The organism is Bacillus smithii (assembly GCF_001050115.1).
In the GTDB taxonomy this organism is placed as follows: domain Bacteria; phylum Bacillota; class Bacilli; order Bacillales; family DSM-4216; genus Bacillus_O; species Bacillus_O smithii.
Window position 1 is genome coordinate 2,036,742 of the sequence record NZ_CP012024.1, and the last position, 16,892, is coordinate 2,053,633.

18 protein-coding genes are annotated in these 16,892 nt (G+C 40.8%); all 18 read right to left on the reverse strand.

The genetic code is table 11. From position 1 onward, the window contains the following. Positions 1-4: 4 nt before the first annotated feature. The 18 genes from lhaT to BSM4216_RS09605 all read right to left on the reverse strand — a co-directional run bounded on the left by lhaT (position 5) and on the right by BSM4216_RS09605 (position 16,799). Positions 5-616, reverse strand: coding sequence for a lipoprotein heptaprenylglyceryl N-acetyltransferase LhaT (gene lhaT, locus BSM4216_RS09520; protein ID WP_048623560.1), 612 nt, complete (start codon positions 614-616; stop codon positions 5-7). 209 nt (positions 617-825) lie between these two features. Beyond that, a complete protein-coding gene (locus BSM4216_RS09525; RefSeq protein ID WP_003355127.1) occupies positions 826-1,590 on the reverse strand; it encodes a menaquinol-cytochrome c reductase cytochrome b/c subunit in 765 nt (254 codons plus the stop codon). Positions 1,591-1,646: 56 nt separating this feature from the next. Continuing rightward, positions 1,647-2,321 carry a menaquinol-cytochrome c reductase cytochrome b subunit gene (gene qcrB / locus BSM4216_RS09530; protein WP_003355128.1) on the reverse strand — a complete coding sequence of 225 codons (675 nt, stop codon included), beginning with the start codon at positions 2,319-2,321 and terminating at the stop codon, positions 1,647-1,649. 14 nt (positions 2,322-2,335) lie between these two features. Beyond that, positions 2,336-2,842: a Rieske (2Fe-2S) protein gene (locus tag BSM4216_RS09535; protein ID WP_003355129.1), complete on the reverse strand. Its 507-nt coding sequence runs from the start codon at positions 2,840-2,842 to the stop codon at positions 2,336-2,338. Between the two features lie 147 nt (positions 2,843-2,989). After that, on the reverse strand, positions 2,990-3,451 hold the full coding sequence (locus BSM4216_RS09540) for a YpiF family protein (RefSeq protein ID WP_003355130.1): 462 nt from the start codon (positions 3,449-3,451) through the stop codon (positions 2,990-2,992). A gap of 240 nt (positions 3,452-3,691) precedes the next feature. Then, the gene (locus BSM4216_RS09545) at positions 3,692-4,234 is read right to left on the reverse strand and encodes a ReoY family proteolytic degradation factor (protein ID WP_003355131.1); all 543 of its coding nucleotides are present in this window, start codon (positions 4,232-4,234) and stop codon (positions 3,692-3,694) included. 38 nt (positions 4,235-4,272) lie between these two features. Continuing rightward, positions 4,273-5,529 (reverse strand): tetratricopeptide repeat protein, encoded by a 1,257-nt coding sequence (locus tag BSM4216_RS09550; protein ID WP_048623561.1) that lies wholly within the window; start codon positions 5,527-5,529, stop codon positions 4,273-4,275. 426 nt (positions 5,530-5,955) lie between these two features. After that, positions 5,956-7,230, reverse strand: coding sequence for a 3-phosphoshikimate 1-carboxyvinyltransferase (gene aroA, locus BSM4216_RS09555; RefSeq protein ID WP_048623562.1), 1,275 nt, complete (start codon positions 7,228-7,230; stop codon positions 5,956-5,958). A gap of 20 nt (positions 7,231-7,250) precedes the next feature. Continuing rightward, entirely contained in the window at positions 7,251-8,360 is a 1,110-nt protein-coding gene (locus BSM4216_RS09560) for a prephenate dehydrogenase (protein ID WP_048623563.1), read from the reverse strand. 18 nt (positions 8,361-8,378) lie between these two features. Further along, positions 8,379-9,476 (reverse strand): histidinol-phosphate transaminase, encoded by a 1,098-nt coding sequence (gene hisC / locus BSM4216_RS09565; RefSeq protein WP_048623564.1) that lies wholly within the window; start codon positions 9,474-9,476, stop codon positions 8,379-8,381. Between the two features lie 76 nt (positions 9,477-9,552). Continuing rightward, complete coding sequence (gene aroH / locus BSM4216_RS09570; RefSeq protein WP_003355138.1) at positions 9,553-9,936, reverse strand: chorismate mutase; 384 nt, start codon at positions 9,934-9,936, stop codon at positions 9,553-9,555. 86 nt (positions 9,937-10,022) lie between these two features. Further along, entirely contained in the window at positions 10,023-11,114 is a 1,092-nt protein-coding gene (gene aroB, locus BSM4216_RS09575) for a 3-dehydroquinate synthase (protein WP_048623565.1), read from the reverse strand. A gap of 1 nt (position 11,115) precedes the next feature. Further along, positions 11,116-12,282: a chorismate synthase gene (aroC, locus tag BSM4216_RS09580; protein WP_048623566.1), complete on the reverse strand. Its 1,167-nt coding sequence runs from the start codon at positions 12,280-12,282 to the stop codon at positions 11,116-11,118. Positions 12,283-12,608: 326 nt separating this feature from the next. Further along, positions 12,609-13,382 (reverse strand): CheR family methyltransferase, encoded by a 774-nt coding sequence (locus BSM4216_RS09585; RefSeq protein ID WP_048623567.1) that lies wholly within the window; start codon positions 13,380-13,382, stop codon positions 12,609-12,611. A gap of 359 nt (positions 13,383-13,741) precedes the next feature. Beyond that, complete coding sequence (gene ndk, locus BSM4216_RS09590) at positions 13,742-14,188, reverse strand: nucleoside-diphosphate kinase (protein WP_048623568.1); 447 nt, start codon at positions 14,186-14,188, stop codon at positions 13,742-13,744. A gap of 101 nt (positions 14,189-14,289) precedes the next feature. After that, complete coding sequence (hepT, locus tag BSM4216_RS09595) at positions 14,290-15,252, reverse strand: heptaprenyl diphosphate synthase component II (protein ID WP_048623569.1); 963 nt, start codon at positions 15,250-15,252, stop codon at positions 14,290-14,292. Positions 15,253-15,269: 17 nt separating this feature from the next. After that, positions 15,270-15,983, reverse strand: a complete 714-nt coding sequence (gene menG / locus BSM4216_RS09600; RefSeq protein WP_048623570.1) for a demethylmenaquinone methyltransferase — start codon at positions 15,981-15,983, stop codon at positions 15,270-15,272. A 3-nt stretch (positions 15,984-15,986) separates the two neighbouring features. Beyond that, on the reverse strand, positions 15,987-16,799 hold the full coding sequence (locus BSM4216_RS09605; protein WP_048623571.1) for a heptaprenyl diphosphate synthase component 1: 813 nt from the start codon (positions 16,797-16,799) through the stop codon (positions 15,987-15,989). Positions 16,800-16,892 lie beyond the last annotated feature (93 nt).

Consider the following 16,892-nt stretch of genomic DNA (forward strand, 5'->3'; position numbering starts at 1 on the left):
CGAATCACTCCTGCCCGTTATGCCAAGGAAAAGCTAACGTAATCCGTTTTTTGCGCATACTAAAGAAATAAGTAAGTCCAATGGAACAGATGCTAAGCCAAAACGTAAAGTACCCAATGGGTCTTATGTATAAATTCAGTTGCGGATATATAGGGTATTGCATGAACACATAATCAATCATTTCGTTATGTAATGTCCAAATGGCCGCCACGGCAAAATGCCATGGCTTAATCCTGTAAAAAGGAGAATAAAGGATCCCTTCGATCGCCATTGCCAAATGGGAAATCATCAACATATAGCCTTGCCAAGGCAAAGATCCAGAAACGGTTAATGTAAGCAAATTCATGACAACCGCCCAAATGCCATATTTAAAAAGGGTCATGGCCGCTAAAGCAGCAGGTAGCCCCCAATTTTTTTTCAGCCAAAATCCCGTCAGCGCAATAACAAAAAACAAGCTCGCTGTCGGGCTGTCGGGAACGAACGGAAGAAACCACCATTCCGTATTCTTCATTTGCGGAATATACCATATATATCCGTATACGGTTCCGGCTAAATTCACAATCCACAATAATTGTAAAAACTTCTTGTTACCCAATACAAGATATAAACGATTCACTTTTTTGCCTCCTACTTGTCCTCTTTCGATTTCTCACAAAACGAGAACATCTCATCATGAACAACCTATTATGACCTTTGTACACGTATTGATTCTCCCATCAAATGTTCCGCTGATCAATATCTTTCTATTTTTTCTTTTCGATCGACAAAAGTAAAATCTTCTAAGAAAAATCAAAAGAGCCAGCAAGAGCTGACTCTTGACTCTCTTTATTTTGTTTTTAAATTAGCAATGAAATTTGCCAATTTATCGAGTTCTTGATCGGTGCCTTTAAATTGACCGGGAGGCATATTTCCTTTTCCGTTTCTGGCTATTTTCTTAATTTCCTCAGGCTTTAAGCCTGTGTCTACGAGACTAGGAGCAGCTGCTCCGCCAGTGAGCTTTTCGCCGTGGCAGTTAATACAGCCATTTTTTTGAAAAAGCTGATAGCCTTCTGAACTTTTGTCAATTTTCGCTTCTTGAACAATTTTCCCCTGTTCTTCTGCCGCTTTCCAATCATGAGTAACGACGGACTGCCATGTCAAAAAAATCATTGCTGCCAACGTCAGCAGCATAAATCCAGTCGCAAACGGACGTTTTAACGGGCGGCGATGCGGCCCCCGATCAATAAACGGTGCCAAAAGCAGGGCTGCAAAAGCAATCCCGGGAATAACCAGTCCGATTACTTCATAGGGTCCAGACGCATAACTGTATTTCAAAAGCTGATAAAGAAACAAAAAATACCAATCCGGCATTGGAATATAGCCCGTATCCGTCGGGTCCGCAATCCGTTCAAGCGGCGACGGATGTGCAATCGTTAAGCATAAATATCCTACCAAGAAAACAGCGCCGACCATCCATTCTTTCAAAAGAAAGTTCGGCCAAAAGGCTTCTGTTTTTCCCGGGTACTCTGAATAATCTTTCGGAATATTCGGTTTCCGTTCAGCGGGAACACGGGAATCCCCGACAAATTTCATCCCTTTTCCGCGATGCATACGTTCCCCTCCTTTTGGTCATATGATTCTAATTTTATTCGATCATCCGCTAAAAGCTAGAGCGGGCCGGAAATGCCTTGCCTACGGATCATCAAAAAGTGTGCAGCCATTAATCCGAGCAGTATTGCAGGAAGGAAAAAGACATGTATGGCAAAAAAGCGTGTAAGAGTTTGTGCTCCTACAATATCATGATGGCCGGCCAGCAATACTTTCAGCCACTCGCCAATCACTGGTGTCGCCGCGGCAATTTGCAAACCAACTTTCGTCGCAAATAGCGCTTTCATATCCCATGGCAACAAATAACCGGTAAAGCCTAATCCCAGCATGACAAAAAAGATCAAAACGCCCACTATCCAGTTTAATTCGCGCGGTTTTTTGTATGCACCTTGGAAAAAGACCCGCAATGTATGTAAAAAGATCATTACAATAACAAGACTGGCTCCCCAATGGTGCATGCCACGAACAATTTGTCCGAAAGCGACTTCATTTTGCAAGTAATAGACCGATTGCCAAGCATTTTTAATATCCGGTACATAATACATGGTTAAAAACATGCCAGAAAGAATTTGAATGACAACGATAAAAAACGTCAATCCTCCAAAACAATACACGAAGGCAGAAAAATGATGCGCCGGATTCACATGCTCTGGAACCTCGTGGTCTGCTATATCCCGCCATAAAGGCGTAATGTCTAAACGTTCATCAATCCAATCATACAGTTTGTTCAGCAAGGATTACGCCCCCTTTATACGAGATTATTCGCCTTTGGTTTTCCAAGATACAAATAGCCGTCTTTCACTTTTACCGGATAAACGTCTAACGGTTTTGTAGGCGGAGTACCGGGTACGTTTTTCCCATTTTTGTGGTAAAGACCTCCGTGGCAAGGACAGAAAAACATATTGGGGTGGGACTTGTTTGCATTCCAGTTGACGGTGCAGCCTAGATGCTTACAAATAGGGGAAAGAGCCACAATGTCTCCATTCTTCGTTTTATAAACCCAGGCTGTTTGAGTGACATTGGACGTATACCAGGCATCCTTTTGCTCGTAAGTGAAGTCTACACGCGTTGGAGTTTCTGTCAAATCATCAACCTTTTGCTTCGTCGCATGAAAATTGCCTTTTCCTTCGGCTGCCAGGACAGGATCAATGGCAAAACGAAGCATCGGCATAAGAACACCAGCTGCCATGAAACCGCCTACACCAGTAAGCGTATAATTTAGAAATTGGCGTCTAGATACACGCTCCTTGCTCATATGTTTCCTCCTTCAATTTTGAACTAAGCCCATTCGGACCTTTACGTACAACATTAAAGTTAGTCATCATTATGATAAATCATACAGAAGATGAAATCAATAACAATTGTCCAAAAGTTTATAAAATACTAAATATTTAGAAATTATCTATTGTTTTTCCCATTTCTCAAGAATCTTATGTACATACTGTTTGACTTGATTTTCGATGAAATCGTATTTAAAGGAATCGTCCATATCCTCCATTGGGGTCGCAGGGAGCCAAATCAGCGTTCCTTTCAGCTGGCTTTCTCTTGATTTCCAGTTGGCATCGGACGTGATAAAAAACAGATGCATAAATCCTTCTTCATGTAATAAATCAGACCAGCGGTTTAGGAGTGAAGATTTTTCATCCGTTATTTCTTGTGATAAATAAACAATGGCTGGAAACAACATGATTCTTCCTCTGAATTGTTTTTCAAGACAACTCGAAAACAATTGGATATATTCTCCTTGTGAAGCGGATCGCCTCATTTCATTTCCAAAATCAATCGGCAAGAGCGGTATCACGGCACTATCAATAAAGCTCTTTTCTTGTTGATAAAGTCGTGCGTCCCTCCCGTTCCATATCATTATTTTCACCTCTTTTTTCTCCCATTATAACAAATTTTTTCCAAAGGAACGATAAAAATTTCGATTACAGTAGTCAATATTGCTTCGAAAGCAGATGACAAAGAAAAAACGAATGCTAAGATCAACATTTGAAGTTCTCGTACATGATGGCTGATATTCTTGCCAATATACCACACTTGATGCTTTCTTTCACTTTCAGATAAAAGAAAAACCCCTTTAACAACAACGTGTAAAAGGGATTTATCGTTCCAGTTCTTTTAACTTTTCAGTTAAAATTTGAAAAGCTTCTTTATCATTTTTGTCTAATGCTTCATCAATGGCCTTGAGAAGTTTTTCTTTCTGAAATTTATAGATGCTGTCCTTTAGAAACTGTTCTGCTAAAAACCGATCTTTTTCGGTGATTTTTAAATTTCTCGGCATATAAGGGTTTTCTTCAAGCACAAGCGCATATTGATGAGAAGTATTGGCTCCGCGAAATTTTAATTCTATATAGATATCTTCATCTTTGTTCAAGCGGATATCATGAAAGGATTTTTCGGCATCTGTCGTCATGATATTATTTTTGAAAAAACGAAATGGAGTACTGTCAACGCAATGTGTGGACATCACAATTCCTCTAGGGCAATATTGTGCATCTTCCACAAAATGAACTTTCTCCATCAATTGATCGTGGCTCATTAAATAGTTTAGAATCCAGACCGACTCTCTTCTTTTTAATTGATAATGATTTAAAAACCAGCGAATAAAATCTTTCTTTTCATTCACAGAAACAGGGGTTGCCATGTTCTTTCCCTCCTTACTGTGTAATAAAGCTCTCAGAATCACTCAAGTCTTTCCAGCAAAAGAATCCATTCTTCATTGGTCGGATCCTTTTCCAACAGCTTATGAAATATTTCTGCAGCTTTTTGCGTTTTTCCTTCTTCCAAAAGAAAATAACCGTATTCTTCAAGAAAATCTTGATTGTTTTTAAAATCATTATATGCTTTCTGGTACATTTTTAATGCCTCTGAATATTGCTCTAAGCCGTGAAGAGCTTTCGCTTGATCCCATAAAAACTGAGGGTCGTCTTCCCCTTCGTTTTGCACTTGCTTAATAATATCCAATATGTCGCTGTACCGTTCCTGAGTCATGTATAATTTATTAAGAGTGAGTGCTGCTTCCAAATAGCCCGGGTCTAATCGCAATGCCTGTTGGAAAAATGACTCCGCTTCGTCCTCTTTTTGCAATTTCAAAGCAATCTTTCCTCCAAGGAAGTACAATTCCTTTTGAAATTCATCGTGTGAAATTCCTTCCTTAATCGATTGCAATGCTTGTTCAAGCATTTCTTCATGCTCGTAGGATCTTGCTAAATAAAGATACAATGAGTGATAATCAGGATCGAGGGCTTTTAATTCCGTAAATTTTTCAATTGCCGTTTGATAATAACCGGCTTGATAGGCAGTTAACCCAAAGCCAAATAAAGTATTGACTTCTAATTTTTCATCCAATGCATCGTCATAATAAGGCAAAGCCTCTTCAAATTCTCCGGCAGCGCTTAATGCTTCGGCGATTCGTTGGCGAATTTGAGTACCCGCCAATTCGTATATCTGTTGATCGATTAACTTATGATAGTAATCAACCGCTTCACGATACCGTCCTTGTTCCATATAAAGTTCGCCAAGAGCAAAATCAATCACAGGCTCATCTTTTGCTAATTCTTTGGCCATTAACAGTTTTTGCTCACTTACTTCATACAATCCCTGCATTTGATACAAATCAGCTAATAGCAGCAGTGCTCGTGGGTAGGACGGATCCGAGGCGTCAATTTTTTCCAAAAGAAGTATGGCCTCTTCTTCTTGATTGAGATCTACGAACGTTTCGGCGAGAAGGACAATTAATTCTCCTTCTTCAGGATATTTTTCCAGAAGAATCTGATACAAATTCTTTGCATCTTCAGGAAATCCAAGCTGGTTTAATTCTTCTGCAAGAAGATATTGTTCTTCATCACTCCCGCTTGTTTTTACTTTATCAATAAGCTTTTTTGCTTTATCTAATTGTCCATTTTCAAATAATTGGATGATTTTTTCCACGTTGTTCATCACAAGTATATCTCCTTTTAGCGTAAACTCATGTTGACGGATTAAGTAATGTTAAAAATGGAAAGCGACTATTCTTGGGAAACTCCATCAGATTGGCGAACCCAATGATCGTTCTGCAAATCATCATGAATCTGCTGTTAATAGTAAAGCAAAGTTCTCTTTCCTTCAACTAAAATGCCATTCTTACTTTTCTAGAATTCTCTTTTGCGGCGAATATTCCCTTCATAAAATCGTCGATTTGCACGAAAAAATTCATCCGATAAAACCCAAAACCGAAATCAAAAGGATCAGTCTTTGTGCCGTCGGCATCTCTTTGGATCATCTTTCTTCCATAAACGGAAGCGGACAGATTGAGCTAGACTTCTTTCGGATAAAAGAAATAAGAAAAGCCTCTGACAAGACCAAAAGTCTTGTGAGGCTATGGTTTTAAATCAACTTCTGCAAATCGTCAAAGAAATTGGGGTAAGAGACAGCAATGCATTCCGGGTTTTCTAAATCGACCGGATCTTTTGACAGCAAAGCAGCTATGGCGAGCATCATTCCAATACGATGATCTCCAAAACTGGACACTTTACCGCCTTTTAATGCCGTTTTTCCCCGTATGACCATCCCATCTTTTCTCGATTCAATATCCGCTCCCAATTTTTTTAATTCTCCCACGACGGTATCGATGCGGTTTGTTTCCTTTACTTTTAATTCCTCCGCGTCTTTAATCACTGTTTCCCCTTCTGCTTGAGTAGCCATTAAAGCGATAATAGGAATCTCATCAATTAATCGCGGAATTAAACTGCCTCCGATTTCGATGCCTTTTAATTGAGAATAGCGTATCACAATCGTGCCCGTTTCTTCGCCATTAGACGAGAGATCAGACAACTCCAAATCCGCTCCCATTTCCTTCAAAACATCAATGATTCCAGAACGAGTCGGATTTAAACCTACATTTTTTAAAATAATCTCGCTTCCTGGAATGATCGCTCCAGCCGCCAGGAAAAAGGCAGCTGACGATATATCTCCCGGCACATAAATGTCTCTTCCTTCAAATGATTGAGATCCTTTAACGGAAATGGTCATGCCTTCTCGGATACATTCACCGCCAAATTCCTTGATCATTTTTTCGGTATGGTCTCTAGTTGGGGCCATTTCTTCAATCACGGTGGTCTCCTCCGCTTGGAGGCCTGCAAATAGCAAGGCGGATTTGACTTGGGCACTTGCTACCGGCATTTTATAGTGAATCGACCGAAGTGATCCTCCATTAATGGAAATCGGCGTAAATTTGCCATTTTCTCTTCCCGAAATGGAGGCCCCCATTTCCCGTAACGGAAGAACGACGCGATCCATCGGCCGTCTGCCTATGGATTCATCTCCCATGAGCACGGAATGAAAAGGGCGGCCGGCAAGAATCCCCATTATTAATCTCGTCGTAGTGCCGGAATTTCCTGTGTACAATATATCCTTTGGTTCTTCCAACCCTTCCCAACCTTTTCCTAAAATGGTGATCTGTTGTCCATCTTCCTCTATATGAACGCCTAGTTTTCGAAAACAGTCTATGGTGCTTAAACAATCTTGTCCTCTTAAAAAGTGGCGAATTGTGGTTTTCCCTTGAGCGATTGAACCAAACATAATGGCACGGTGGGAAATCGACTTGTCTCCGGGTACATGAATGACTCCACGTAAATGGGAATGATTATGTGGCAACCTCATGTCTCTACCATCCTTTTCTATTACGCAAGAAATACGTCATAATTTGTATGTTTTTGAATACATTTTTTTGCTTTCATACGGTCATGATCGTTTTGAAAACTGATGACCAAAACACCGTATACATCTTCGCGCGTTTCCATAATTCGAATATTGGTGATGCTGATTCTTTCCTCGGCAAGGTAGCCGGTTATCTCTGAGATGACCCCCGGATAGTCGGGCACATCCACATATAAATCATAAAAGGCAGGAATTGCTCCTTTAGATGAAGAAGGCAGCTGATCGCGAAACGTTTTAGCCGCAGCAAAATATTCGTACAATCCTTCCCCGTTTTCGTCTTTCAACAGCTCGGCAAATTTGTGCATCTCTTTTTGCCATACTTCTAAAAGCTGGATGAGCGTCTCCTTGTTGTGCAACGAAACATCTTTCCACATTTCAGGATTGCTGGAAGCAATGCGTGTAATATCGCGAAATCCACCCGCCGCAAGCCTAGACACTAACGGATTTTGTTGGTCAAAATGCCTGGCTTGATGGACAAGGGAAGACGCAATCACGTGAGGAAAATGGCTGATGACTCCGGTTAATTGATCATGTTCTTCAGGAGTCACTTCGATCATTTTCGCTTTTGTCCCTTTGAGCCACTCCTTCAATGTATTTAGCTCTTCAGTACTGGTTTGTTCATCGGGAGTCAATAAATAAAACGCATTTTCAAAAAGAATTTTCTTAGCAGCCGCTACACCGCTTTTGTGGGATCCCGCCATCGGATGGCCTCCGATAAAGGAGATTCCCAAGTCATTCAATTTTTTTCCTTTTTGCATGATTCTCGCTTTCGTACTGCCTGTGTCTGTCACAATGACATTTTTTTTCAATTTGTCCGCGTTTTGGACCAATTCCTCGATGAGAATCTCGGTTTGCTTGACAGGAACAGCTAAAATGATGAGATCTGCCCTTGCTGCCAGCTCGATAAAAGAATCAGATTCTTCATCCACCACTCCTAGCGCTTTAGCCAATTTTCTCTCTGATTCTTTAATGTCAAAGCCGATAACAGTTGCATGAGGATGAGCCTCTTTAATGGTAAGTGCCAGCGATCCTCCAATTAAACCGATACCGGCGATTAAAACTGTCCCTTTCAAAAAACGATCCTCCTCACGTTAGCCAATAGCTCTTTCTTTTATAAAGCTTCGCATCGCTTCAATGACGCCTTCATTTTGTTCTTTGGAACCAACCGTCACCCTAACGGATGTTGGGAATCCAAGGGCATTGCCTGATCGAACGATATAGCCTTTTGTCATTAAATAATGGAAGACATCATCACCGTTACAGCCAAAATCAATCAAAACAAAGTTGGTTTGAGAGGGAAAAAAGTTTAACTTTTCTTGACGGCAAAATTCGTAAAATTGCTCAAGTCCTTGTCGGTTTTTCTTGCGGCATTCTTCGATAAATTCTTGATCGCGAAGCGCTTGAACGGCAGCTCCCTGGCCAAATGTATTGACATTAAACGGTTCGCGCACCGCATTGAAATACTTGATGATGTCTGGATGACCGAATGCGTAGCCTACTCGGAAGCTTGCCATACCGTATATTTTGGAAAAAGTGCGAGTAACAAGAACGTTTTTGAATGTTTTCACCAACGATACAGCATCATAAATATCGTCCGCTACAACGTATTCTCTATACGCTTCGTCTAACACGACCAGAACATGATCCGGAACTTTTTTCAAAAATGGTATCATTTCATCCTCAGTGATGTAGACCCCAGTTGGATTATTGGGATTGCATATCCACACTATGGCCGTGTTTTCATCAATGGCCGCTAACATTCCGTCCAAGTCATGAGCTCCGTTGATCAGTGGAACTTCCCTCACTTCTGCTCCTGCAATGACTGCGTTATGGAGATATTGTGAAAAAGTCGGCACTGCCATGACAGTATTTTTTCCCGGCTCAAGAATCGTGCTGGAAACGACTTGTAGGATATTGTCGGATCCATTGCCAAAAAGCAGCTGATTTTCTTCAATATTTAAGCGTTTGGCCATCTCTTTGCGCAATTCGGTTGCATATCCATCTGGATAAAGGGCAAAAGAACGATCAAAATTTTTCAGCCACTCTTTTACAAGCGGAGAACAGCCGAACGGGTTTTCATTGGATGCCAGTTTCGTTACTTTCTCAAGATTGAATTCTTTTTTCACTGCCTCTATTGTTCTTCCAGGTTGGTAAGGCTCCAAATCTAATATTTGTTTTTTCCATTTCATGTTTATCTCTCCCTGCTTTTGCACTTTATTTCTTTACCAAGATAAAGAAACCTTATCTTTATTGTAGCACTAAAGTTTATTTTTGATTAGATTCATTTGATCCTGCTAAATCCGGACGCAAAACCGTTGCGTGATTCAAATAAATATGGCGGATTTCTTCCTGAGGAACCGCCGTTTCCACATGCATCATAATCCTGATACATTTTTCTAAACTATCAGGAACAGGGATTTCTTGCATACACATAACAGGAACGTATGTCCAACCTTCGATTTCTCTAAGCGCCTTAGCTGGAAAAGCGGCAAACACATCTTTTGTAACAGAAATGAAAACAGAAGCAACATCTTCCGGTTGAATGTTATTCGATTCGATCATTTCGACCAAAAGCTGCTTGGTCGCAGCGATGATCTCGGTTTCCTCATTTTGTTCAACGGTTGTCGCCCCTCTTATCCCTCTAATCAATCCATTTCCTCCCTTTCTCATACACTGTTCCAAGCCATCTTAAATAGTTTTTTAGTCAAACGGACAAGGTCTTCATAACGATCGGTTCAAAGTTTAGAGAAAGATCGAATAAACTGATCCGCTTCTTTTAAGTCTTCTTGATTCATCTCCACAATGACAGGCTTTCCAATTTCTTTGAGAAGCACAAACCGAACGGAGCTGCCAATCGTTTTCTTATCTCGTTTCATGGCGGAGAAAAGCTGATTAAATGAGATCGTTTCTGGTACATCCAACGAATATCCCAGTCGTTTGATCCAATCTACAAAAGACGACAAATCCAAGTCAAGCGAGTATTTTTTCTTGCTTAAATACAATGCATATACGATTCCAATCATAACCGCTTCGCCATGAGTTATTCTTCCGTAGCCAACAGTCGCTTCCAATGCATGGCCATATGTATGCCCAAAATTTAAAAATGCCCGTATACCTTGTTCCGTTTCATCTTCTGAAACAATGTCCGCTTTAATGCTGATGCCTTTGCATAAGCACATTTCCAGAAAATCAGAGTCCATCTTTTCAAAGGACACGAGCGTACTGGTTAGCTGATGTAAAAATGTTTTATCTTTTATCAGCGCATGTTTGATTACTTCTGCAAATCCAGAACGAACCTCTTTTTCTGGTAAACTATTGATAAAATTCGTATCAAAAATAACCGCTTCTGGCTGATGGAAGTGCCCGATCATATTTTTTCCAAGAGGATGGTTGATGGCCACTTTTCCTCCTACAGCGCTGTCGTGGGCTAGAATGGTGGTTGGAACTTGTAAAAAACGGATTCCTCTCATATAGGAAGCCGCCACATATCCGGCCAGATCTCCCGCGGCTCCTCCACCAAAAGCAATAATACATGATTTTCGATCCAAATTTTGTTCGAGTGCTTCCGTTATACACGATTCAAAAACAGCCATTGATTTAGCCGCTTCCCCTTGAGGCACTTCTTTCCATGCAAACGGGACATGGGTCGGCAGATGCTTTTCAAGCTTTTCCTTATATAGACGAGAAACATGCTTATCGGCGATCACCAGGATTTTCGTGGCATCTGACAGCTTATCCTTAAAAATTTCCGGAATCATTTCCAGCGCATTTTCTCCCACCCAAATCGGGTAGGTTTTATTTCGTGTATGGACCTCCATCTTTTCCATATTAAAACTCCCTTGCATACTTTCTTTGTTCATCGACGTTTCGAATTAACGCATCCATACGGTCGCTGTAAAATTGATCAACGATCGCCGCTGCTAATTCCCAAGCAACAACCGCTTCTGCGACCACGCTGGCAGCAGGGACGGCACAGCTGTCGGAACGCTCAATGCTGGCGGAAAACGGTTCTTTCGTGTCGATATCTACACTTTGAAGCGGTTTATAAAGTGTTGGAATAGGCTTCATGACTCCTCGGACGACTATCGGCATTCCGGTTGTCATTCCCCCTTCAAATCCGCCAAGACGGTTCGTTTTCCGCGAAAACCCTCTTTCTTCATCCCAAATGATTTCGTCGTGCACTTCGCTGCCAAACTTTCCGGCCGCTTCAAAGCCGATCCCGAATTCTACGCCTTTGAAAGCATTGATGCTGACGATCGCCGCCGCGATTTTTGCATCCAGCTTTCGGTCATAATGTACATAGCTGCCGACTCCTGCCGGCATTCCTTCAGCGACTACTTCCACTATGCCGCCGATCGAATCTCCTTTTTCTTTTGCTTGGTCGATCGCTTTCATCATTTCCTTTTCCGCTTCGCTGTCAAAACAACGAACCGGAGATTGTTCAGTGACTTCTTGCAGTTCTTTTATCGATTTGTAGCGGAGGTTTTTCGCCTTTACTCCCCCTATTTCCACTACGTGAGAAGCGATTTCGATTCCAAGCAGTTTTAATAGTTTTTTGGCAACCGCACCGGCTGCTACTCGCACGGTCGTTTCTCTCGCAGACGAACGTTCAAGAACATTTCGCATATCACGGTGTCCGTATTTGATTCCCCCATTTAAATCCGCATGACCGGGACGTGGCCTCGTAACCTTTCTTTTTGTTTCTTCCGGTTGCTCCGGGGCTTCAATGCCCATAATGTTGGTCCAATGCTTCCAATCCTTGTTCTCGACAACGAGAGCGACAGGTGAGCCTAATGTCAGTCCGTGGCGAACACCGCCTTTGATCTGAACCTGGTCTTTTTCAATTTGCATTCGCCGTCCTCGCCCATAGCCCTTTTGACGACGGCTTAATTCAATATTGATGTCTTCCGCAGTTAAAGGCATTCCTGCGGGAAGGCCCTCGATAATAGCAGTTAGCTGAGGGCCATGTGATTCTCCTGCTGTTAAATATCTCATGTCACTTTCTCCCTTCAACTCGTTAAAGCGTTTATAACAATATATCATATTCCGCATGACTTGGCATAGAAAAAATGAATTTCCAAGACTTTTTCTTATTTGCCTATTATTCATAATATCATTTGTTTTCAAATAGTTCCGTCTATTATTGATTTTATTTGAAAAATTTTTCCGTCTTTCTTTGCCGAAAAAAAGCTAAACCAGCCCAAAAACAGCGGAGGGCCTTTCAGCCCCCACATATTGCCTTATGAAAGCTTTTTTCTTTATTCTTCAAAATCCAATACCTTTACGGACCCGTGATCGTTTTACGACTAACAGTCTAACATTTATAATTTCCGATAAAAAAAAGGTTCCTCCGGTTCAAAGCCATAGACTTCTGGATTAAAAATTTGCTCTGTACTCCCTACAAATAGGACGCCCCCTTCTTTCAATGCGGCGTTAAATTTTTTATACAAAAGATCTTTCGCTTCTTCTGTAAAATAAATAAGCACATTACGGCAGACGATCAAATCATAATTTTTCTCGAATGGATCTGAAAACAAGTTTTCTTTCCGAAATTGGACCGTACGCTTTATCTCATCGGATAGGCGATAAAAATCTCCTTCTTTTGTGAAGTATTTTGTTTTCATTTCCGAAGGAACTTCTTCCAAAGAACGTTCCGGGTATACTCCCATTTTTGCTTTTTGAATCGCCTTTTCGTCTATATCCGTAGCAAGAACCCTTATTTGCGATAAGGGGAGAAACTGGGACAATATCATGGCAATCGTGTATGGCTCTTCGCCAGTCGAGCAAGCAGCACTCCAAATTTTCAACTGCTTGTTTGCTGCCAGCATCCTTGGAAAAATCTTTTTCTCAAGAACTTCCCATCGTTTTCTGTTGCGGTAAAATTCCGACACGTTAATCGTCATTCGATCCAAACATTCGTTCAATAGTTCGGAATTGGTATTCATCGCTTGAAAAAACTCTTGAAAAGAGCGAAAGCCCCTTTTTTGATACAAGGAAGTCAATCTTCTCTTCATTTGCGCTTCTTTATACAACGAAAGATCGATTCCTGTTTTTTTCTTAATCGAAACAATAAATGCTTGATAATCATCCGGCATGACTTTTTCCTCTCCATCTAATTACACACATTTCCTCTTAACATAGAGACTTAATAGCCACCAATACATGCAGAAATCCTCAAGGTTGAAACTCTCTCTACGCCCGAACTGGTTCCACTCATTATCCATCTCCCACGGATTGAAGTTTTCGTTTGTACTTTATTATAACGAATGGAGGCAATCAGTTGAAGGAAAAAAATGCTTCGATTTCCTATTTAACGAAATCAATCATAAATTTGACATCAAGAATGAGCAGAAATTCACACGATTGAAACCCAGTCAAAATGAAATGATTCCTCCCAACAATCAAAAAAGAGCTGCCATCACGGCAACCCTTTCCTTAAGAAAAAATTTTTATCTTAATAAATCCATTGGTTGATCAATTTTGAATATTCAACGAGTTCTTCTTCTTTGAAGAAAATACCAATTTCACGCTCTGCACTTTCCGGAGAATCAGATCCATGAATGACGTTTTTACTTACAGTCAGTCCAAAATCTCCTCTGATGGTTCCCGGAGCAGCGTCTTTCGGATTGGTCGTTCCCATCATTTGACGAGCTGTCGCAATGACATTTTCTCCTTCCCAAACCATCGCAAATACAGGTCCGGACGTAATGAATTCCACTAATTCACCGAAAAAAGGGCGTTCTTTATGTTCTTGATAGTGTTTTTCCGCCAACTCTTTCGTGACTGTCATCAATTTAGCGCCCACAAGTTGAAATCCTTTTTTTTCAAAACGGGACACAATTTCACCAATCAAATTTCTTTGGACTCCATCCGGTTTGATCATTAAAAATGTTCTTTCCATTTTCCCAACTCCTATTATGTATCACTATTGTTGTCACAAAAGACAACCCAAGAAAATAGTATCATTCGCGCAAATATTTGACAACGTTTCCATGTCTTTTTCTAATATTTTCTTTTACCGATATACTTGGCGATTTCTTTCAAAGACTTTTTTGCTTTATTGTCGGGAAGATCATCCAAGATGGCGATTGCTCGATCCAAGTATCTTTGGCTTAAATTGTTGGAACGCTGAATGGCATCACTTTGCTTGATTTGTTCGATGATCCTTTTGATATCTTTTTGGGATGTTTTTTCATTGACCGTATAGATCGCTTCCCGCAGTCCGGGCTTCTCCATGGCATATAAAACAGGGAGGGTGACATTTCCTTGAAGAAGATCGCCTCCAGCAGGTTTCCCCAACTGTTTTTCCGTTCCCGTGAAGTCCAATATATCGTCAATGATTTGATAAGACATCCCGACATTATAGCCGAAATGGTACAATTTTTTGCAAATATGGGGCGGGGCGCCGGACGCAACGGCTCCGAGCTGGCAGCTTGCCGCGATCAGCAACGCCGTTTTTCTTTTAATTCGACGAAGGTAATCCCTTAGATTTTGATCAAATCGATACTTGTCTTTCATTTGTACCATTTCGCCGATACATACTTCGATGATCGTATCGGACAAGACCTTATGAACTTCCACATTTTCAAGCTTAGTCATATATTCCAACGAGCGAGCGAAAAGATAGTCACCTGTATACATCGCCACTCGGTTGTCCCATTGAGCTTTTACAGTCGGCTTTCCTCTCCTTATATCGGAATCATCGATGACATCATCGTGAACGAGAGAAGCCATATGTATAAGCTCAAGAGCTACAGCCAAATTTTTGATTTTTCCAATATCGTAATTTCCAAAATGAGCGGCCAGCAAGACAAAGATGGGGCGAATCCGTTTTCCGCCAGCCTGCAACAGTTTTAAAGAGGAGTTATAAATGATGGGGGACCGGGAATAAATGGCCTGCTCCAGTTCCCTTTCAATTAAATCAATATCCGTTTTTAAAAACGAATATAACGATTGAAATTTCATATTTTTATCCACCTAGCTTACGTTTGTTTATATCCAAAATGGCTTGCAGCCACACCGCCATTATAAGGTTTATAAGCGACGTTAATAAATCCTGCCTTTTCAAAAAGCTTTGCCAGTTCTTTCATACCTGGAAATTCGCGGGCGGATTCTTGAAGCCACGAATACTCATCATAACTTTTGGCAAAGATTTTTCCGAACAAAGGCATGATGAACCGAAAATAAAAATAATAAAGCTGCCGATATCCCCATAAAGTCGGCTGCGAAGTATCGAGACAGACTGCCATCCCGCCCGGCTTCAATACCCTGTGCATCTCCTCCAAAACGCGCAAATAATCAGGAACATTCCTTAACCCAAATCCGATCGTGACATAATCAAACGTATTATCTTCAAAAGGAAGCTCCATAGCATTGCCGTGTAGAAGCGTCACTTGGGAAAGGTTTTTTTCTTTTATCTTTTGTTCGCCGATTTTCAGCATATTTTTGCTGAAATCGAGTCCATACACTTTTCCTTCTTCACCGACCGCTTCCGCCAACGCTATCGTCCAATCAGCCGTTCCGCAACATACATCGAGAGCAATTTTTCCTTTCTGCACATTCATTCGCTTCATTGTATCTTTTCGCCACCGCATATGTTGCTTAAAGCTAATCAGTGAATTCATTTTATCGTAATTCGAATAAATTTTTTCAAACACATTTAAAACACGTTCTTCTTTTGATGATGGTTGATGCATTCGCTACCCTTCTTCCGCAAGTATTTTGATTGAATACGGCTCCGTTTCTAACAACGTTCGAACTTTTTCAATCAGCAATGGATCCCGATGCTCCCAAGTGTTGAGAGTTTTCTCGATTTTTTGTTTTGTCCTTTGAATGTATCGATCGCTAATGTGAAGCAAGGAGCGAAGATCACTTCCGGCCAAACTGTACAAAGAGCCTTGAACTGTCGGAAATTGAATGGATTTCAAAGCATCAAAAAGCAAAGCCGGTTTTTGTTTTAAAAATAAGTTCCGTTCCTGCAGAAGCCTTTTGAGTAATAAAATTTCAGATATGAAAGAAGAATAAGCGCCGTATTGAAAATAAGAGTAAAATCCTTGAGCAACACCTGATTCTATCAACTTGATGCTGTTTATAATCTCGTCCGTCGATCGATTCTCATGTTGATATACAGCGATTTTCTGCTCATTGATTTGCTTAATGGAATTGGCAAATATTCGGATCATGGATACATTTTGAACATCGGCCAAAATTTGATAATACAGCCCGCTGAAATAATCGCCTGCCAACACTTTGATTTGACGTTTCATCGCTGGTTCTTCATTAGACACGGAAACCTTTTCATGGGTATCAAGGGCAATTTGAATCAGCATAGCTGTTGTAATATAATGTTTCACGTTTTCTTTCAACGATTCTTCTTGAAATGGCAATAACAAAAATAAGAGCCGATCTTCATCAATATGCGGATCATCCAAATGCCGACTCAAGTAAGGATATGACAGCTTTTGCTGAATTTCTTCTTTAATATCCGCCATCTTCTTCAACCAAGTGTACATAAGCATTCCCCTTAATCCCATAAAAATAAAAGTATGTATCCTATTCACCCATATGTACGCGCAGTTTTTAAAACAACCAATATTATATCATAC